The sequence below is a fragment of the Paenibacillus sp. FSL L8-0708 genome (genome assembly GCF_038009325.1).
GTDB lineage: Bacteria > Bacillota > Bacilli > Paenibacillales > Paenibacillaceae > Paenibacillus_AQ > Paenibacillus_AQ odorifer.
Genome location: NZ_JBBPBC010000001.1, coordinates 7029369 through 7048111, shown reverse-complemented (window position 1 = coordinate 7048111; position 18743 = coordinate 7029369). Strand labels below are relative to the sequence as shown.

Annotated in this window: 19 protein-coding genes and 1 other annotated feature; all 19 genes read left to right on the top strand. The window is 45.2% G+C overall.

Going from position 1 to position 18743, the window contains the following annotated elements:
* Positions 1 to 320: 320 nt before the first annotated feature.
* The 19 genes from cysE to rpsG all read left to right on the top strand — a co-directional run bounded on the left by cysE (position 321) and on the right by rpsG (position 18731).
* Positions 321 to 1013, top strand: a complete 693-nt coding sequence (gene cysE / locus NYE58_RS33235; protein ID WP_036680489.1) for a serine O-acetyltransferase — start codon at positions 321 to 323, stop codon at positions 1011 to 1013.
* Positions 1014 to 1062: 49 nt separating this feature from the next.
* Complete coding sequence (cysS, locus tag NYE58_RS33230; RefSeq protein ID WP_339245173.1) at positions 1063 to 2469, top strand: cysteine--tRNA ligase; 1407 nt, start codon at positions 1063 to 1065, stop codon at positions 2467 to 2469.
* Positions 2466 to 2900: a Mini-ribonuclease 3 gene (locus tag NYE58_RS33225; RefSeq protein ID WP_076099622.1), complete on the top strand. Its 435-nt coding sequence runs from the start codon at positions 2466 to 2468 to the stop codon at positions 2898 to 2900. Before cysS ends, NYE58_RS33225 begins: the two co-directional genes overlap by 4 nt.
* Before the next feature lie 36 nt (positions 2901 to 2936).
* The gene (rlmB, locus tag NYE58_RS33220) at positions 2937 to 3701 is read left to right on the top strand and encodes a 23S rRNA (guanosine(2251)-2'-O)-methyltransferase RlmB (protein ID WP_076105935.1); all 765 of its coding nucleotides are present in this window, start codon (positions 2937 to 2939) and stop codon (positions 3699 to 3701) included.
* A gap of 2 nt (positions 3702 to 3703) precedes the next feature.
* Complete coding sequence (locus tag NYE58_RS33215) at positions 3704 to 4225, top strand: NYN domain-containing protein (protein WP_036680494.1); 522 nt, start codon at positions 3704 to 3706, stop codon at positions 4223 to 4225.
* A gap of 158 nt (positions 4226 to 4383) precedes the next feature.
* The gene (sigH, locus tag NYE58_RS33210; RefSeq protein WP_036680496.1) at positions 4384 to 5028 is read left to right on the top strand and encodes an RNA polymerase sporulation sigma factor SigH; all 645 of its coding nucleotides are present in this window, start codon (positions 4384 to 4386) and stop codon (positions 5026 to 5028) included.
* 391 nt (positions 5029 to 5419) lie between these two features.
* Positions 5420 to 5569, top strand: a complete 150-nt coding sequence (rpmG, locus tag NYE58_RS33205; RefSeq protein ID WP_076099620.1) for a 50S ribosomal protein L33 — start codon at positions 5420 to 5422, stop codon at positions 5567 to 5569.
* Between the two features lie 20 nt (positions 5570 to 5589).
* Entirely contained in the window at positions 5590 to 5781 is a 192-nt protein-coding gene (gene secE / locus NYE58_RS33200; RefSeq protein ID WP_036680497.1) for a preprotein translocase subunit SecE, read from the top strand.
* Positions 5782 to 5802: 21 nt separating this feature from the next.
* The gene (gene nusG / locus NYE58_RS33195) at positions 5803 to 6336 is read left to right on the top strand and encodes a transcription termination/antitermination protein NusG (RefSeq protein WP_036680499.1); all 534 of its coding nucleotides are present in this window, start codon (positions 5803 to 5805) and stop codon (positions 6334 to 6336) included.
* 74 nt (positions 6337 to 6410) lie between these two features.
* Entirely contained in the window at positions 6411 to 6836 is a 426-nt protein-coding gene (rplK, locus tag NYE58_RS33190) for a 50S ribosomal protein L11 (protein WP_036680502.1), read from the top strand.
* Between the two features lie 82 nt (positions 6837 to 6918).
* Positions 6919 to 7611 carry a 50S ribosomal protein L1 gene (gene rplA / locus NYE58_RS33185; protein ID WP_036680504.1) on the top strand — a complete coding sequence of 231 codons (693 nt, stop codon included), beginning with the start codon at positions 6919 to 6921 and terminating at the stop codon, positions 7609 to 7611.
* A 67-nt stretch (positions 7612 to 7678) separates the two neighbouring features.
* Positions 7679 to 7831, top strand: a sequence feature (ribosomal protein L10 leader region).
* Positions 7832 to 7895: 64 nt separating this feature from the next.
* Entirely contained in the window at positions 7896 to 8399 is a 504-nt protein-coding gene (rplJ, locus tag NYE58_RS33180) for a 50S ribosomal protein L10 (protein ID WP_076099619.1), read from the top strand.
* 65 nt (positions 8400 to 8464) lie between these two features.
* A complete protein-coding gene (rplL, locus tag NYE58_RS33175) occupies positions 8465 to 8824 on the top strand; it encodes a 50S ribosomal protein L7/L12 (protein ID WP_036680508.1) in 360 nt (119 codons plus the stop codon).
* A 111-nt stretch (positions 8825 to 8935) separates the two neighbouring features.
* On the top strand, positions 8936 to 9535 hold the full coding sequence (locus tag NYE58_RS33170; RefSeq protein WP_341004022.1) for a class I SAM-dependent methyltransferase: 600 nt from the start codon (positions 8936 to 8938) through the stop codon (positions 9533 to 9535).
* A gap of 421 nt (positions 9536 to 9956) precedes the next feature.
* Positions 9957 to 13502, top strand: coding sequence for a DNA-directed RNA polymerase subunit beta (rpoB, locus tag NYE58_RS33165; protein WP_038573461.1), 3546 nt, complete (start codon positions 9957 to 9959; stop codon positions 13500 to 13502).
* A 116-nt stretch (positions 13503 to 13618) separates the two neighbouring features.
* Complete coding sequence (gene rpoC, locus NYE58_RS33160) at positions 13619 to 17230, top strand: DNA-directed RNA polymerase subunit beta' (RefSeq protein WP_076130019.1); 3612 nt, start codon at positions 13619 to 13621, stop codon at positions 17228 to 17230.
* Between the two features lie 180 nt (positions 17231 to 17410).
* Positions 17411 to 17662 (top strand): ribosomal L7Ae/L30e/S12e/Gadd45 family protein, encoded by a 252-nt coding sequence (locus NYE58_RS33155; RefSeq protein WP_038573459.1) that lies wholly within the window; start codon positions 17411 to 17413, stop codon positions 17660 to 17662.
* 133 nt (positions 17663 to 17795) lie between these two features.
* Positions 17796 to 18215, top strand: coding sequence for a 30S ribosomal protein S12 (gene rpsL, locus NYE58_RS33150; protein ID WP_036680518.1), 420 nt, complete (start codon positions 17796 to 17798; stop codon positions 18213 to 18215).
* A gap of 45 nt (positions 18216 to 18260) precedes the next feature.
* Positions 18261 to 18731, top strand: a complete 471-nt coding sequence (gene rpsG / locus NYE58_RS33145) for a 30S ribosomal protein S7 (RefSeq protein ID WP_036680520.1) — start codon at positions 18261 to 18263, stop codon at positions 18729 to 18731.
* The last annotated feature ends 12 nt before the right edge of the window (positions 18732 to 18743 follow it).

Below are 18743 nucleotides of genomic sequence, written 5' to 3'. Positions count from 1 at the left end.
GCCGGGAACGTCGCCGTTAATGATGCCAAGTGGAACGAAGAAATTCTGCCGTTTGTTACAATAGCGGCTCATTTGATTCGTTCAAGCAGAGTGGAACCGCGGTTAAACGTCTCTGCAGCATTATGCTGCAGGGGCGTTTTTTGTCTAAATATAAGCAAAAATAATTTTCATACAATACTCTTTGTCTTATATTTCTACGAGATAACAAACCAAGCGAACACTCACCGCATATGTATGATAAGGATGATGGGCCTGGAGACAATACCTTTCTTGTGTACCTGTAAACAGGAGATAAGGAAGTTAAGAAGAGAGGAACCGTGATGTTTAAGCATATTAAGTCGGACATTCGGGCGGTATTTGATAACGATCCTGCTGCCCGCAGCTGGTTCGAGGTTGTCTTCACATATGCCGGCTTGCACGCCATTTGGGGTCACCGGATCGCCCACTCTTTTTTCAAACGCCGCTGGTATACAATGGCTCGTATGGTTTCGCAGTTTAGCAGATTTATGACTGGTGTTGAGATCCATCCTGGAGCTGTCATCGGAAATAGGCTGTTTATCGACCATGGTATGGGGATTGTTATTGGAGAAACCTGCGAAATCGGTGATGATGTTATAATCTATCAAGGGGTTACGCTTGGAGGAACAGGAAAAGAAAAAGGTAAGCGACATCCCACGGTCGGCAACAATGTAGTTATTGGTTCCGGTGCGAAGGTTTTAGGATCTTTTCGTATTGGTGACAATTCAAATATAGGTTCGAATGCAGTTGTGTTGCGTGAAGTGCCTAACAACAGTACAGTAGTAGGGAATCCAGGTCGTGTGGTAAAACGTAATGGAGAACGGGTATCCGATCGGCTCGATCATACGAAGATGCCTGACCCGCTTGTCGATTCACTGCGGTTTTTGCAGAAAGAAATCGAAGAAATTAGGGAAAAGCTTGGCGCAGAAGATAAACAAAAAACCGCACAGCGGATAGCAGAAGCTCAGCAGTATATTGGTGACTACGAAATTTAAGCATCCCGGTATTAAGGAATCCGGAAGAACAGAAAGGGCTGGAATAAGGATGGCTTTACAAATATATAACACAATGACACGCAGCAAGGAGCAGTTTGTGCCCCAGGAGCCGGGCAAAGTTAAGATGTATGTGTGTGGTCCAACCGTTTATGGATATATGCATATCGGAAATGCTAGACCTATAATTGTTTTTGATATGGTCCGGAATTACTTGGAGCAGTTAGGTAATGAGGTGCGGTATGTTACGAATTTCACGGATGTCGATGATAAACTGATTCGCAAAGCCGAAGAAATGAACACTACTGTAGCAGAGGTAGCGGAAACTTTCATTGCTGCTTACCGTGACGACCTGGAAGGGCTTGGTGTTAAACCGGCAACCTTGAATCCCCGTGTAACGGAAAGCATGGAGCTGATCATTGGATTTATTAAAGAGCTTGAGGAAAAAGGATACGCATACGAAAGCGGCGGCGATGTATATTACCGCACTTCAAAATTTGAAGACTACGGTAAATTATCTCGTCAGAATCTGGATGAGCTGCAGTTTGGTATCCGTGTTGAGGTGGACTCACGTAAGGAAAAACCGGAGGATTTTGTGCTTTGGAAAGCAGCCAAACCTGGTGAAGTGCACTGGAGTAGCCCTTGGGGAGACGGACGTCCCGGCTGGCATATTGAATGCTCGGCTATGGCGCGCGAGTTCTTGGGAGATACGATTGATATCCATGGTGGTGGACAAGATTTGCAGTTCCCGCATCATGAATGTGAATGCGCTCAGACCGAAGCTCTGACTGGTAAACCACTCTCTAATTACTGGATGCATAATGGATTCATCAACATCGGAGACGAGAAAATGTCGAAATCGCTCGGTAATGGCTGGCTTGTAAAAGACATCCGTGAGCGTTTTAAAGCAGGAGCTATCCGCTATTTCATGCTATCGACCCATTACCGTAACCCGCTGAATTTCTCAGAGGATTCTATGACTTCCGCCGAAAAGAGCGTTGAACGGATCATGCTTGCAGAGAGTAACGTTAAACATCGGCTTGAACTCGCTGCTGATGGTGCTCAAGGTGAGGTCAACTCAGAGATTAATGATAAGCTGTCAGCTATAGTGGCCAATTTCCATGCTAGAATGCAGGATGACTTTAATACGCCTGATGCGATCACGGCTATGTTCGATTGGGTGAGCCTGGCAAACCATACGCTTGCGAATAACGAGGCTGCTCCTGCTGATTTTGCTGCATTACTGCAAGCTTTTGGCGAAATGAATGCTGTGCTGCGTTTGACGCCTGAACTAGAAGAGGAAATTGCAAGTGAAGAAGTTGAACGGTTGATCGCCGAGCGGGTTGAAGCTCGTAAGAATAAGAATTGGAGCCGGTCTGACGAGATCCGTGATGAATTAGGCCGCTTGGGCATATTGCTTGAGGATACTCCACAAGGAATGCGGTGGCGTCGTAAATGAGTGAGGAACGCAAGTTTGATAACGGATGGTTTCCTTATGAGCCTTCCAAACCTGCGCGACTACTTTCGCCTATTGTTCTAGCTTATGTAGGAGATGCTATCTATGAGGTGGCTGTTCGCCAGTATTTAGTATCTCTTCCGAATTTGCGTCCGAACCATTTGCATCGTTCTGCTACAGGGCTGGTATCCGCTAAAGCACAGTGTGCGATTCTGAACTTTTTGGAGCCTAGTCTCACGGAAGAAGAGAAGGATGTCGCCCGTCAGGGAAGAAATGCGAAATCGGGAAGTGTTCCTAAGAATGCGGATGTGCTTGAATACCGTCATGCTACAGCTTTTGAGTGCTTGATTGGTCACTTGTACTACACAGGACAACAGGAGAGAATAGAAGAAATTGTGCACAAGGGTATACAGTTTATGTTGAAACAGCCGTGATAGGCTTTGGCGAAATAGAAAATAGGAGAAGTGAACATGGAAGAAGAATTGAAGACTGAAGAGGAAATATTGGCAGGGAAGCATTCTGTGCTTGAAGCGCTTCGTGCTGGTCGTACATTAAATAAAATTTGGATTGCAGAGACAGCCCAGAAGCATCTGACAGCACCCATCGTTGCCGAAGCCCGGAAAGCGGGAATTGTCATTCAGCATGTGGACAAGCGTAAGCTGGATCAACTGGCACCAGGCGTGCAGCATCAAGGGGTGGTTGCACAAGCAGCACCATTTGCCTATGTTGAAGTGGATGATCTGTTAGCTATAGCAGAAGCCAAAGGAGAACCGGCATTCCTTATTTTGCTTGATGAAATTGAAGATCCTCATAACCTGGGCTCGATTCTGCGGACGGCGGATTGTACTGGAGTACATGGGGTAATCGTACCTAAACGCCGTTCGGCTCAGATAACTGCGACCGTGTCCAAAACATCCGCGGGTGCTGTGGAGTATGTTCCGGTTGCCCGGGTTACAAACCTGGGTCAGACCATTGACCGTCTAAAAGAGCAGGGAGTCTGGGTAGTAGGAACAGACGTGGATACCGATCAGAATCTATACCAATCCGATATTTTCACGGGTCCGGTAGCTGTTGTAATCGGCAATGAGAATAAAGGAATGGGACGCCTGATTCGTGAAAAATGTGATGTACTTCTTAAGCTGCCGATGGCCGGAAAGATCAATTCATTAAATGCCTCTGTCGCCGCAGGAGTCATTATGTATGAAGTGATACGCCGCCGGCAACAGCAGGGATAGCTATGGCCGACTGGCGCGATGTGCTGCTTGTGGATGGATATAACATGATCGGTGGCTGGCCGGAACTTGTGGCACTGTCCCAGATTGGTATGCAGGAAGCACGCGACCGCTTGATGGATTTGCTGGCAGATTACCAGGCTTTCTCTGGACGAAGAGTTATTGCTGTTTTTGATGCATACCGTGTTCCGGGGTTGGGAAGGTCTTTTGTTCAGGGTAAGGTCCAGGTGTACTTCACCAAGGAAAAAGAAACCGCAGATGAATGCATTGAGCGACTGGTTGGGGAATATAGCAATCGGCGCCGGCAGATCTATGTGGCTACGAGTGATTTTATAGAGCAGCATATTATTTTTGCACAAGGTGCATTGCGAATTTCGGCAAGGGAATTGCATCTGGAAATTGAAGAGAATCAGAAACAAGTAAAAAAAGCTATTGAACCTGGCGGTGTCAGTTCTACTCGTCATTCTTTGGAAGACAAACTGCCTCCCGATGTGCGCAGTAAGTTGGAAAAATGGCGCAGACAGTGAGATCGAGGAAGAATCAGGAAATATTTTATTCCAATTTATGCTATTCTAGATTGATTTTGGACAAACTCCGGTTGACGGTGGAAGGTAACATAATATATACTGATCCTATATTTCGCGAAGTAACGATGTGTCTTGCGTTGCAGCCGGGGGGATTCTTGGTGAGTGTCGACCTCAAGGAAATAATGCTGTCTGAGTATGATTTCATAAGTGATGAAGATATTGTCGAGGCTTTCCGTGGTGGCGACAGTGGCGCATTAGAACACTTGATTAATAAATACCGTAACTTTGTACGTGCTAAAGCCCGCTCTTATTTCTTGATCGGGGCAGACCGTGAAGATATTGTACAAGAAGGAATGATTGGTCTATACAAGGCTATTCGTGACTTTAAAGGTGACAAGCTCTCTTCATTCAAGGCTTTTGCTGAGCTCTGCATTACACGACAGATTATAACGGCTATTAAGACGGCCACTCGTCAGAAACATATTCCGCTGAACTCTTATGTTTCCTTGGACAAGCCCATTTATGACGAAGATTCTGATAGAACACTTATGGATGTCATTTGTGGAACACAGGTTCTAGATCCAGAAGAGCTAATTATTAATCAAGAAGAATTCATTGGTCTTGAAGATAAGATGGCGGAGATTCTAAGTGACTTGGAGCGCAAGGTTCTGATGTTGTATTTAGACGGAAGATCCTATCAAGAGATTGCTGAAGATCTTAAGCGGCATGTAAAGTCTATTGATAACGCTCTACAACGAGTAAAAAGGAAATTAGAAAGATATCTAGAAGTACGTGACAATTGATGATATAATGAACAAGAGAGGGCTCGGACATCGAGTTCTTTTTTTTAGTCTTTTTGAAATCACTCGGATAGAATTAGGTGCTTGCACCATAAATTACTATTTGAGCCGATTTTAGTCGTTGCCGTTGAAGGTAGGTTTATACACAGACGGAATACCCCATAATGGTAAGGAAGACAGCGAAGTGTGAGGAAGAGATAGACCCAAAGACAGGGTACGGCCATATGACTACTAAACCCGGAATTACCCAGTGCAGAACGGAATTCTTTCGTTGACACAGACCTTGACATTATGCTAAAGTGTTTTAGGTAGGCCTAAATTCGCGGCTTTTTTTTAGGATCAATATTTGCGTCTTCTAATGTGAATTAGAAGGACGTCTCGGGAGGTGCACATCATGCGGGTAATTATCACTTTGGCTTGTACAAGTTGCAAACAAAGAAACTATGCGACTACCAAAAACAAGCGAAATCACCCCGACCGCATGGAGATGAAGAAATTTTGCAAGTATTGTAACTCGCAAACTCCTCATCGCGAAACCAGATAGTCTGTGGAGGTGTAGTCGGCATGAAACGTAGTTTCAAGTCTATGTTTTCCTTTTTCACTGAGAGCTGGAGTGAACTCAAAAAGGTTCGCTGGCCAAGTCGTAAAGAATTGACCAACTATACATTGATCGTTCTCGGTACGATTGTAGTTGTCGCTATTTACTTCTGGGTTCTGGACATCGGTATTTCCGCTGTGATTGAAGCGATTATTTAGAGAGGTCCCAGGTGGCTTGATATGGAAAAAAGATGGTATGTCGTTCATACCTATTCTGGGTATGAGAATAAGGTCAAAGCCAATTTGGAAAAGCGCGTTGAGTCCATGGGCATGGAAGACAAAATATTCCGCGTTCTTGTTCCTATGGAAGAAGAAATCGTAAACAAAGACGGTAAGAAAAAAACCGTTATGCGTAAAGTTTACCCCGGATATGTTTTGGTGGAAATGGTTCAGACTGATGATTCCTGGTATGTTGTCCGCAATACTCCGGGCGTTACTGGATTTGTTGGTTCGACAGGCTCAGGGTCTAAACCAACAGCTTTGCTTCCGGAAGAGGTAGAACAAATTCTGAAGCATATGGGCATGGTTGAACCTAAAGCGAAGATTGATTTCGAAATCAAGGAATCCGTACGTATTATGGTTGGTCCGTTTGCGAATTTTGTGGGCTCCGTGGAAGAGATTTTGGCTGACAAGAGCAAGATCAAAGTGCATGTTAACATGTTTGGACGGGAAACCCCGCTAGAGTTGGATTTCACTCAAGTGGAGAAAATATAACATAAGCTAGGGTTTCTTGTGGGAGAGCGCTATTGGCGTTCGAAGACCACTATTTTTGCAAGGAGGTGTCACTCATGGCTAAAAAAGTTATTAAAATGGTGAAACTGCAGATTCCTGCAGGGAAAGCGAATCCAGCGCCTCCAGTAGGTCCGGCGTTAGGTCAAGCAGGTGTCAACATCATGGCATTCTGTAAGGAATTTAATGCTCGTACTGCCGACCAGGCTGGCTTGATCATTCCGGTTGAAATTACAGTATTTGAAGACCGTTCCTTTACTTTCATCACTAAAACTCCTCCGGCTGCTGTTCTGCTTCGCATCGCTGCTAAAGTAGAAAAAGGATCCGGCGAACCAAACAAGAAAAAAGTAGCAAAAATCGGCCGCGCTGCGGTACGTGAAATTGCTGAAACAAAAATGCCTGACCTTAACGCTGCAACTGTTGAAGCTGCAATGCGTATGGTTGAAGGTACTGCCCGCAGTATGGGTATCACAATCGAAGACTAGTAGTTTTCGAAGAATCGGTCATTCGTGACCCGCAAGTATGTGGGAGGAATTTCCGCTAACACCACAAAGGAGGAACATTTTCATGGCTAAACATGGTAAGAAATACCAAGAAGCTGCTAAGCTGATCAACAGCGAAGCAACTTACGAGCCTTCAGAAGCTGTAGAGCTTGTGAAAAAGGCAGCGACTGCTAAGTTCGACGAAACCGTTGAAGCAGCAGTTCGTCTGGGTGTAGACCCGCGTAAACAAGACCAAGCAGTTCGTGGTGTTGTTGTCCTGCCTCACGGCACTGGTAAAACACAACGCGTGCTTGTATTTGCAAAAGGTGAAAAAGCGAAAGAGGCTGAAGCTGCTGGCGCTGATTTTGTTGGTGATCAAGACATGATCAACAAAATTCAACAAGGCTGGTTTGAATTTGATGTCTGCGTAGCTACACCTGATATGATGAGTGAAGTCGGTAAACTGGGTCGTCTGCTTGGTGGTAAAGGTCTTATGCCTAACCCTAAAGCTGGCACAGTTACATTCGATGTTTCCAAGGCTGTGCAAGAAATCAAAGCCGGTAAAATCGAATACCGTCTCGACAAAGCAGGTCAAATTCACGCGCCAATCGGCAAAGTGTCCTTTGATGCTGCACAATTGAACGATAACCTTAAAGCTCTTATCGACGCTTTGAACCGTGCGAAACCAGCTGCTGCTAAAGGTGTATACCTTAAAGGCATCTCGATTTCTTCCACAATGGGACCTAGCGCTCGTGTGAACACAACCGTCTTCAGATAATTAAGGGTTGACTCTTTGAGTCAATTTTGATAATCTATAACAGTTGTGAAACTTAAGGTATCAATCTTAACCTTGAATATGCTTACCGTAGACAGTAGGTGCCTTAGTGCTTAATTTCCTACCGAGGTGTTGTGATAGAAACAAGAAGTAACGAGCTCGCTCGTATAACTTTCGTTTTATCAAGCCTTCGTGATTCTGCGGAGGCTTTTCTACTGCCTGCGTAGGAGCGGTGAAGCTTTCCTTGGAAAGAACGCCGACACATAAATTTTCAGGAGGTGTATACATTGGCAAATGCAAAAGTAATTCAAGCAAAACAAGACGCGGTTGACGTCGTTACTGCAAAACTGCAAAACAGTCTTTCGACTGTTGTAGCTGACTACCGTGGATTGAACGTTTCCCAAGTGACTGAACTGCGTAAGCAACTTCGTGAAGCTGGCGTTGAGTTTCAAGTCCTGAAGAACACATTGCTGCGTCGCGCAACTGCTGCGGCTGAGTTGAGTGAATTGGATGAAGTTTTGACTGGTCCAACAGCTATCGCATTCAGCACAACTGATGCAGTAGCACCAGCTAAAATTTTGAACGATTTCGCCAAGAAAAACGACGCTTTGAAATTGAAAGGCGGCGTAGTTGAAGGTCGTGTCATTGACGCGGAACAACTGAAAGCACTGGCTGAGCTTCCATCCCGCGATGGTTTGCTGTCCATGCTGCTTAGCGTACTTCAAGCTCCAATGCGCAACTTCGCGCTTGCAGTTAAAGCTGTTGCTGAAAAAGAAGAACAAAGCGCGTAAGCCTTTGACTCTTGCAGCATAATCAATACCACAAATAAATTTAAATATAAAATGGAGGTTCAATCATGAGTAAAGAAGCAATCTTGGAAGCAATTAAAGGCATGAGCGTATTGGAACTGAACGACCTGGTTAAAGCAATTGAAGAAGAATTCGGCGTAACTGCAGCAGCTCCAGTAGCAGCTGGCGGTGCAGTAGCAGCAGTAGCTGAAGAGCAATCCGAATTTGACGTAATTTTGACAGGCGCTGGCGCTTCCAAAATCAACGTTATCAAAATCGTTCGCGAAATCACTGGTCTTGGCTTGAAAGAAGCTAAAGATCTTGTAGACAACGCACCAAAAGCAATCAAAGAAAAAGTAAGCAAAGACGAAGCCGAAGCTACTAAAGCAAAATTGGAAGAAGCAGGCGCAGCTGTAGAAGTGAAGTAATTCCTTCTATTACTGAAAACCCCTTGAACTTGTTCAAGGGGTTTGTTTTATAAATAGAGTTAGTAGGGCGTATATACCAACTGCTAACATAATAGGAAAGGGAGGAAAGAGATGTCGCAACATTATTATTCGCAGCAGCCGGAAGTACGTCATGACAGACGTAGCATTGATACCGTACTAAGAGGCAAAAGCTTTCGTTTTACGAGCGATGCCGGTGTATTCTCTAAAGGGGACATCGATTACGGTAGCCGAGTTCTTATTGAAGCTATGATAATTCCGGACGGTTCAGCGGTGCTTGATGTAGGTTGTGGTTATGGGCCGATTGGATTAAGTGCAGCATACCTAGCTCCCAAAGGACATGTAACCATGATTGATATTAACAGTCGTGCGGTAGAACTGGCGTGTGAGAATGCTCAGCACAATGGAATCCGGAATGTTACGATAATGGAAAGCGATGTGCTCGGCGCATTGAATGAGCAGCAGAAGTTCGATGTGATTCTAACTAATCCTCCGATTCGTGCAGGAAAAGCTGTAGTGCATAAGATTTTTGAAGATGCGTATGAACATTTAAATGAGGGTGGCTATCTGTGGATTGTGATTCAGAAGAAGCAGGGCGCTCCATCCGCAGTGGCAAAACTAGAAAGCTTGTTCTCAATGGTGGAAGAAGTGGGGAAAGACAAAGGCTATCGTATTATTAAAGCGCAAAAATAAAATACAATAGGTATTGACATGTGATAGTGATAATGGTATTATTATAAAATGTCAGTATTAAGATAGGCTCCATGTCTTTAGTTTGCTGAAATGTCAAGCAATATATTGTCGCCCGGCTAGCGCATGCCGCACGGCAAGTTTTTGCGAGTTGGTTGTCTATGCTCTAACGTAGCAAATGCTGCGTGGTAATAGATAATAGCGCATAAACTATTGCTTGGTGACGTATAATATGTACGTTTTGGGCAAATCTACTTGATAAGGAGTATTTTGGTCATGGATAAATGCGCTCTTTTTTCGAAGATTTCGATAAGGGCTTTTCTTTTATTTATGACTGAATCCTTGTAGTATGGTTCCATTATACGGTTCCAAACAAGGGTTCGCAATCAATTTTTAAGTGAGTAGACATGAGGGGTGAGTAAAGTTGGCAGGACATCTTGTTCAGTATGGTCGACGCACTCGGCGGAGCTATGCGAGAATTAACGAGGTACTCGAGGTCCCGAACCTGATCGAGATCCAACAAAAATCTTATGATTGGTTTTTGGAGGAAGGATTGCGGGAAATGTTTCAGGACATCTCGCCGATCCAGGATTTCACAGGTAATTTGGTACTAGAGTTCATTGATTACAGCCTGGGTGAACCGAAATATACGGTTGACGACGCTAAAGAGCGGGACGTAACGTATGCGGCTCCTCTGCGTGTAAAGGTGCGGCTCATTAATAAAGAGACCGGTGAGGTTAAAGAGCAGGAAGTGTTCATGGGAGATTTCCCGCTGATGACGGAGACCGGCACTTTTATTATTAATGGTGCGGAACGGGTTATTGTCAGCCAGTTGGTTCGCTCTCCAAGCGTCTATTTCAGCACAAAAGTGGATAAGAACGGCAAAAAAACCTACACCGCCACAGTAATCCCGAACCGCGGAGCCTGGTTGGAACTTGAAACCGATGCTAAGGACATTATGTATGTTCGTATCGATCGGACTCGTAAAATTCCTGTTACCGTACTTTTGCGTGCTCTCGGTTTCGGTAGTGATGCCGAAATTCTGGAATTGCTTGGCAATGATGAATATATTCGCAATACGCTGGATAAAGACAACACGGACTCCACGGAGAAGGCGCTTATTGAAATTTATGAGCGTTTGCGTCCGGGCGAACCGCCGACACTAGACAATGCCAAAAGTTTGCTGGTTGCGCGTTTCTTTGATCCAAAACGCTACGACCTAGCTAATGTAGGCCGTTACAAAATCAATAAAAAGCTACACATTAAGAACCGTCTTTTCAATCAACGTCTTGCTCAGCCTTTGGTTGACGACTCTACTGGAGAAATCCTGGCAGAATCCGGCCAAATGGTCGATCGTAGACTGCTTGATGAATTGATTCCATATTTCGAAAAGAATGTTGCCTTTAAAAACTACCGTGTTACTGGTGGAGTTATGGACAGCGAAGATATTCCTCTTCAAACAATTGACGTATTCTCGCCAATTGAAGAAGGCCGGGTTATTAAGCTGATCGCTAACGGCAATATCGACAAATCTGTTAAGCATATTACTCAAGCTGATATTATATCCTCAATCAGCTACTTTATTAATTTGCTTCACGGAATTGGCAATACCGATGATATTGACCACTTGGGTAACCGTCGTCTGCGTTCTGTAGGTGAACTCTTGCAGAATCAGTTCCGTATCGGTTTGTCCCGGATGGAACGTGTTGTACGTGAAAGAATGTCGATTCAGGATGCTAATGCGATTACGCCTCAGGCTCTGATCAATATTCGTCCGGTCATCGCGTCTATTAAAGAGTTCTTCGGTAGCTCCCAGCTGTCTCAATTTATGGATCAGACGAACCCGCTTGCGGAACTTACCCATAAACGTCGTCTGTCCGCCCTCGGACCTGGTGGTTTGACACGTGAACGCGCGGGCTTTGAAGTTCGTGACGTCCATCACAGTCACTACGGTCGGATGTGTCCAATTGAAACGCCGGAAGGTCCAAACATCGGGTTGATCAACTCCTTGTCTACCTTTGCCCGCATCAATGAATACGGCTTTATTGAAGCTCCGTATCGTTGGGTGGATCCGAAGACTGGTAAGGTGACTGAGCAAATTGACTATCTGACTGCTGATGAGGAAGATAATTATGTAGTTGCTCAGGCTAACGTGTTGATCGAAGAAGATGGCACCTTTAAAGAAGACATGGTAATCGTTCGTTACAACAAAGACTCAGACAACATTACAACGATGCCAAGTAATCGTGTCGATTACATGGACGTTTCGCCTAAACAGGTTGTATCTGTCGCTACGGCGCTCATTCCGTTCCTTGAGAACGATGACTCCAACCGCGCACTGATGGGATCTAACATGCAACGTCAAGCTGTTCCGCTTCTAATTCCAAAAGCTCCGCTGGTGGGAACAGGAATGGAACATAAATCCGCTAAGGATTCTGGCGTATGTATCGTTTCCAAGTATGACGGTATTATCGAACGTTCTTCAGCTAATGAAATTTGGCTGCGTCGCGTTGAGACTGTCGAAGGCAAGGAAGTTAAAGGCGATATCGTTAAATATAAATTACACAAATTTATGCGTTCTAACCAAGGTACCTGTATTAACCAACGTCCTCTAGCTAAAAGAGGGGACATTGTTAAGAAGGGTGATATCCTGGCAGACGGTCCTTCCACAGAAATGGGCGAACTTGCTCTTGGCCGTAACGTAGTCGTTGCGTTCATGACTTGGGAAGGTTACAACTACGAGGATGCGATCCTGTTGAGTGAAAAGCTGGTTAAGGAAGATGTATATACTTCGATTCATATCGAAGAATACGAATCTGAAGCTCGCGACACTAAATTGGGACCTGAAGAAATTACGCGCGATATTCCGAACGTCGGCGAAGAAGCTCTGCGCAATCTTGATGAGCGCGGAATCATCCGCATCGGTGCGGAAATCAGCGCTGGTGACATTCTGGTGGGTAAGGTTACTCCTAAGGGTGTAACTGAACTGACAGCAGAAGAACGTCTCCTGCACGCTATCTTTGGTGAGAAAGCTCGTGAAGTACGGGATACCTCTTTACGCGTTCCTCATGGTAGTGATGGTATTATCGTGGACGTTAAAGTCTTTACACGTGAGAACGGCGATGAGCTGCCTCCTGGTGTGAATCAATTGGTTCGTGTCTACATCGCTCAGAAACGTAAGATCTCTGAGGGTGACAAGATGGCCGGACGTCACGGTAACAAGGGTGTCGTTGCCCGTATCCTGCCAGAAGAAGATATGCCGTTCCTTCCGGACGGTACGCCAGTACAGGTTGTTCTTAACCCTCTCGGCGTTCCTTCTCGTATGAACATCGGACAGGTGCTCGAGGTCCATATTGGTATGGCTGCATTGCGTCTGGGAATTCACATTGCAACGCCGGTATTTGACGGAGCGCGTGAGTACGACGTGTTTGATACGATGGAAGAAGCAGGTATGCAGCGTAATGGTAAAACTGTACTGTATGATGGCCGTACAGGTGAACGCTTCGAACGTGAAGTTACTGTTGGTGTCATGCACATGATCAAACTGGCGCACATGGTTGATGATAAGATTCACGCCCGTTCAACAGGACCTTACTCACTAGTTACGCAGCAACCATTGGGTGGTAAAGCTCAATTTGGTGGACAGCGTTTCGGGGAGATGGAAGTGTGGGCGCTTGAAGCTTACGGTGCTGCATATACATTGCAAGAAATTTTGACCGTGAAATCCGATGACGTGGTTGGTCGCGTGAAGACGTACGAATCTATTGTCAAAGGTGAAAATGTACCGGAACCAGGTGTTCCTGAGTCGTTCAAGGTATTGATCAAAGAACTGCAGTCCCTGGGTATGGATGTTAAGATTCTTAGCGGTGACGAGCAGGAAATTGAAATGAGAGAATTGGACGATGAGGACGAGACGTCAGGCGACAAACTAAGCCTCAATTTAGAAGGTTCAGAAGTCGGAGTAGAATAATCAAGCTGGAGCTTAAAAGTTCCATTTTATAAAGGACCGCACGCCCTCTTTTGATGTAACAGTCAGAAGAGGGCAAAGCGGTACTAAATCAGGATTAGGTTAAGGAGGGTTGCTCCTTGTTGGACGTTAACAATTTTGAATTTATGAAAATCGGACTCGCTTCTCCGGAGAAGATTCGTTCATGGTCCCGCGGAGAAGTTAAGAAACCGGAAACCATTAACTATCGTACGTTGAAACCGGAAAAAGAGGGTCTTTTCTGTGAGCGTATCTTTGGACCACAAAAAGACTGGGAATGTCATTGCGGTAAATACAAACGTGTCCGTTATAAGGGCGTAGTCTGCGACCGTTGTGGCGTTGAGGTTACCCGTGCTAAAGTTCGTCGTGAACGTATGGGTCACATTGAATTGGCTGCTCCGGTATCTCATATCTGGTATTTCAAAGGTATCCCAAGCCGCATGGGGCTTGCACTAGATATGTCTCCAAGATCACTTGAAGAAATTATCTATTTCGCATCTTATGTTGTAACGGATCCAGGTGAAACTCCACTGGAAAAGAAACAACTTCTGTCCGAGAAAGAATATCGTAGCTACCGTGAAAAATACGGTTACGGTTTCCAAGCCGGCATGGGTGCTGAAGCTGTTAAAAAGCTTCTTCAAGATATCGACATTGATAAAGAGCTGGAATTCCTCAAAGAAGAACTGCGTACGGCCCAAGGCCAACGCCGTAACCGGGCGATCAAACGTCTGGAAGTCATTGAAGCATTCCGTAACTCCGGCAACAAGCCTGATTGGATGATCATGGATGTTCTTCCGGTTATTCCTCCGGAGCTTCGTCCGATGGTTCAATTGGATGGTGGCCGTTTTGCTACGTCCGACTTGAATGATCTCTATCGCCGTGTTATTAACCGGAACAACCGTCTGAAAAGACTGCTTGATCTCGGTGCTCCTGACATTATCGTGCAGAACGAAAAACGGATGCTCCAGGAAGCTGTCGATGCTCTCATCGATAACGGCCGTCGGGGACGTCCGGTAACCGGTCCTGGTAACCGTCCGCTTAAATCGCTCAGCCATATGCTGAAAGGTAAACAAGGACGTTTCCGCCAGAACTTGCTCGGTAAACGGGTTGACTACTCTGGACGTTCCGTTATCGTTGTAGGACCGTACCTCAAGATGTATCAGTGCGGACTTCCTAAGAAAATGGCGTTAGAATTGTTCAAGCCTTTTGTTATGAAAGAATTGGTCAATAAGGGCCTTGCCCACAACATAAAGAGCGCGAAACGTAAAGTTGAACGTGTAAGTCCTGAAGTTTGGGATGTACTCGAAGAAGTAATTAGAGAACACCCAGTACTTCTAAACCGCGCACCAACACTTCACCGTCTCGGTATTCAAGCATTTGAACCGATTTTGGTGGAAGGTCACGCTATTCGTCTTCACCCACTCGTATGTACGGCGTACAATGCCGACTTTGACGGTGACCAAATGGCTGTGCACGTTCCTCTGTCTGCAGAAGCTCAAGCGGAAGCACGCATTCTCATGCTTGCATCCGGTAATATCTTGAACCCTAAAGACGGTAAGCCAGTTGTAACACCTTCCCAGGATATGGTTCTTGGTACTTTCTACTTGACCATGGATAACAAGGAAGAAAAGGGGAGTGGTATGATTCTGCGTACCGTTAACGAAGCTGTATCAGCTTACCAACGCGGAACTGCAGGACTTCATGCTCGTGTTGCTATTCCGGCTAAAGCACTTGGCAAAACATGCTTTACGGAAGAACAACAAAATGCAATGTTGATTACTACGGTCGGTAAGATCATTTTTAATGAAATCTACCCAAGTAGTTTCCCTTATATCAACGAAGCAACCAAAACTAACTTGCTGCACGGCACACCTGAGAAATACTTTATCTACGAAAAAGGCGCGAACATTCGCGAGCTGATTGAATCCGCTCCAGAAGCCAGTGCTGTAGGTAAAGAATATCTGGGTCTGATTATTGCTCGTTGTTTTGAAACTTATCACACAACTAAAACTTCTATGATTTTGGATAAAATCAAACAACTCGGATTCACTTACTCCACACGTTCTGGTGTTACAGTTGCCGTGTCGGACGTTATTGTTCCTGAGGAAAAAGTAACCATCCTGAAAGAATCTGAAGCTAAGGTTGATGTGGTTGCTAACCAATATCGCCGTGGTTTGATCACCAATGACGAACGGTATGACCGTGTTATTGAGATCTGGTCGAAGACTAAGGATGATCTTACGAACATCCTGCTTAAGTCGATGGACCGTTTCAACTCTATCATGCTCATGGTTGACTCTAAAGCGCGTGGTAACAAATCGCAGATCACTCAGCTGGGTGGTATGCGTGGTCTGATGGCAACACCTTCAGGTCGGATTTTCGAATTGCCAATCAAGGCGAACTTCCGTGAAGGTCTTACCGTCTTGGAGTACTTTATCTCCACTCACGGAGCGCGTAAAGGTCTTGCCGATACCGCACTTCGTACCGCTGACTCAGGGTATCTGACTCGTCGTCTTGTTGACGTTGCCCAGGACGTTATTGTCCGTGAAGAAGATTGTGGAACCGATAAAGGCTTCACAGTTAGTCGTATTCAGGATGGTAAAGAAGTTATCGAAGATCTGTATGACCGTATTGAAGGTCGTTACTGCTTCGAAACTGTCCGTCACCCAGAAACAGGCGAAATCATTGTTCACCGCAATGATTTGATTGACTCCGATAAAGCGGAGGCAATTGTAAACGCAGGTGTAACTAAGCTGCAAATTCGTTCTGTACTGAGCTGCCGTGCCCGTCATGGTGTTTGTAAGAAATGTTACGGACGTAACTTGGCAACTGGTAAACACGTTGAGATTGGTGAAGCAGTTGGTATTATTGCCGCACAATCTATCGGTGAACCAGGAACCCAGCTTACAATGCGTACGTTCCATACCGGCGGTGTTGCCGGTGATGACATCACTCAAGGTTTGCCGCGTATTCAGGAGTTGTTTGAAGCTCGTAACCCTAAAGGTCAAGCTACAATCAGTGAGATCGATGGCGTAATCAAGGAAATCCGTGAAACCAAAGACCGTCGTGAAATCGAGGTTCAAGGTGAAGCAGAATCCAAGACTTATTCCATTACTTATGGTTCACGTCTACGTGTTAGCGAAGGCCAAGAAATCGAAGCAGGCGATGAGCTGACAGACGGTTCGATTGACCCTAAAGAAATGCTGCGTATCAAAGGGATCCGTGGGGTACAAAACTACATTCTGCAAGAAGTACAGCGTGTATACCGTAACCAAGGCGTTGAGATCAATGATAAGCACATTGAAGTTATGATCAAGCAAATGCTTCGGAAGATCCGTATCATTGACGCAGGTGACACAAGTCTGTTGCCAGGTGCATTTGCGGATATTCATGAGTACGAAGGTGCTAACAAGGAAGCTATCTTGTCTGGTAAAGAGCCTGCTGTTGCTAAACCAGTCTTGCTCGGTATTACCAAGGCGTCTCTTGAAACTGATTCCTTCTTGTCAGCTGCATCATTCCAAGAAACTACTCGTGTCCTAACAGACGCTGCTATCAAAGGTAAAGTAGATAAGTTGCTTGGACTTAAAGAAAATGTTATTATCGGTAAGTTGATTCCTGCAGGTACTGGGATGAACCGTTACCGTAACGTTAAGCTAAGTGATCCAAATGCAGAAAGCGAACTTGAATCTTTAGAGACGGTTCCTGCTGAATAAATTAGCAATCATGGTAGTGTGCTCATGTCATACCTACTCATAGGTGTGGCATGAGTGTTCTGCTGTGTATAATTTCTATAAAAATTGTTGCTGAATTTCTTGACACCATCTATTGATAATGCTAAAATGTCTAAGGTGCGTGAGTAGCCATGTTATCCTTGTTCATTGGAGGTAAAGAGAATGACTGATGATAGAGGACTACAGGATGCTCAGGTCAAGATCGGTACCAAACAAACCGTCAAGGCGGTAGAGTTGGGCCTAGCCGCAGAAGTCTATGTGGCAGAGGACGGAGATCAAAGGCTTACTTCCAGGATAGTTTTGCTTTGTAACAAACAAGGTGTTAAGATCACATATGTGGATACGATGCTGAATTTGGGCAAGGCCTGCGGAATAGAAGTTGGCGCTGCGATGGCAGCCGTCTTAAAACAATAGCTACAGAAATGTTTTTGTACTGGGGTGAACACCAGCGGCAAGAACTTTTCATTTGTCTTTTTATGAACCGCCTGGGTCTGTGGGCTTAGAGTTCTTAAATCGACTATCATTTCAGGAAGGGGGTGGCAACAACATGCCAACAATTAACCAATTGGTTCGTAAAGGCCGTCAAGCCAAAATCGAAAAATCTAAATCTCCCGCTCTTCAAAAAGGGTATAACGCCCTCAAGCGTGAGGCTACAAATTTGAGCGCTCCGCAAAAACGCGGTGTGTGCACTCGTGTAGGCACAATGACTCCACGTAAACCAAACTCAGCGCTTCGTAAATATGCCCGTGTTCGTTTGACGAACCGTCTCGAGGTAACAGCTTATATCCCGGGTATCGGACATAACTTACAAGAGCACAGTGTTGTATTACTTCGCGGAGGTAAAGTAAAGGACCTTGCAGGGGTTCGTTACCATATCGTTCGTGGTGCTTTGGATACAGCAGGTGTAGCTAACCGGATGCAAGCTCGTTCTAAATACGGTGCAAAACGTCCTAAAGCTAAGAAGTAAGATAACAATATCTGAATAATAAACATTTAAGAAAGGGGGATATCCATGCCACGCAAAGGTCCAGTTACAAAGAGAGACGTATTGCCAGATCCGTTGTATAATAGCAAGTTGGTTACTCGTTTGATTAACCGCATTATGCTGGGTGGTAAAAGAGGTGTCGCTCAAAGCATTCTGTACAATTCATTCAAATTGATTGAAGAACGTACGGGTAAAGATCCGATGGAAGTTTTCGAAGCTGCCATCAAGAATATCATGCCGGTTTTGGAAGTCAAAGCTCGTCGTGTCGGTGGTGCTAACTATCAAGTACCTATCGAGGTTAAACCAGAGAGACGTACTGCTCTGGGATTACGTTGGCTCGTAAACTACTCTCGCAACCGCGGTGAGAAGACTATGGAAGAGCGTTTGGCGGCTGAGATCATCGACGCTTCCAACAACACAGGCGCTTCTGTTAAGAAACGTGAAGATACACACAAAATGGCTGAAGCAAACAAAGCGTTCGCTCACTACCGTTGGTAGGATAAAGGTCAT

Coding starts and splice junctions, on each gene's coding strand:
- cysE (WP_036680489.1), top strand. CDS start 321: ATGTTTAAGCATATTAAGTCGGACATTCGGGCGGTATTTGATAACGAT.
- cysS (WP_339245173.1), top strand. CDS start 1,063: ATGGCTTTACAAATATATAACACAATGACACGCAGCAAGGAGCAGTTT.
- NYE58_RS33225 (WP_076099622.1), top strand. CDS start 2,466: ATGAGTGAGGAACGCAAGTTTGATAACGGATGGTTTCCTTATGAGCCT.
- rlmB (WP_076105935.1), top strand. CDS start 2,937: ATGGAAGAAGAATTGAAGACTGAAGAGGAAATATTGGCAGGGAAGCAT.
- NYE58_RS33215 (WP_036680494.1), top strand. CDS start 3,704: ATGGCCGACTGGCGCGATGTGCTGCTTGTGGATGGATATAACATGATC.
- rpmG (WP_076099620.1), top strand. CDS start 5,420: ATGCGGGTAATTATCACTTTGGCTTGTACAAGTTGCAAACAAAGAAAC.
- secE (WP_036680497.1), top strand. CDS start 5,590: ATGAAACGTAGTTTCAAGTCTATGTTTTCCTTTTTCACTGAGAGCTGG.
- nusG (WP_036680499.1), top strand. CDS start 5,803: ATGGAAAAAAGATGGTATGTCGTTCATACCTATTCTGGGTATGAGAAT.
- rplK (WP_036680502.1), top strand. CDS start 6,411: ATGGCTAAAAAAGTTATTAAAATGGTGAAACTGCAGATTCCTGCAGGG.
- rplA (WP_036680504.1), top strand. CDS start 6,919: ATGGCTAAACATGGTAAGAAATACCAAGAAGCTGCTAAGCTGATCAAC.
- rplL (WP_036680508.1), top strand. CDS start 8,465: ATGAGTAAAGAAGCAATCTTGGAAGCAATTAAAGGCATGAGCGTATTG.
- NYE58_RS33170 (WP_341004022.1), top strand. CDS start 8,936: ATGTCGCAACATTATTATTCGCAGCAGCCGGAAGTACGTCATGACAGA.
- NYE58_RS33155 (WP_038573459.1), top strand. CDS start 17,411: ATGACTGATGATAGAGGACTACAGGATGCTCAGGTCAAGATCGGTACC.
- rpsL (WP_036680518.1), top strand. CDS start 17,796: ATGCCAACAATTAACCAATTGGTTCGTAAAGGCCGTCAAGCCAAAATC.
- rpsG (WP_036680520.1), top strand. CDS start 18,261: ATGCCACGCAAAGGTCCAGTTACAAAGAGAGACGTATTGCCAGATCCG.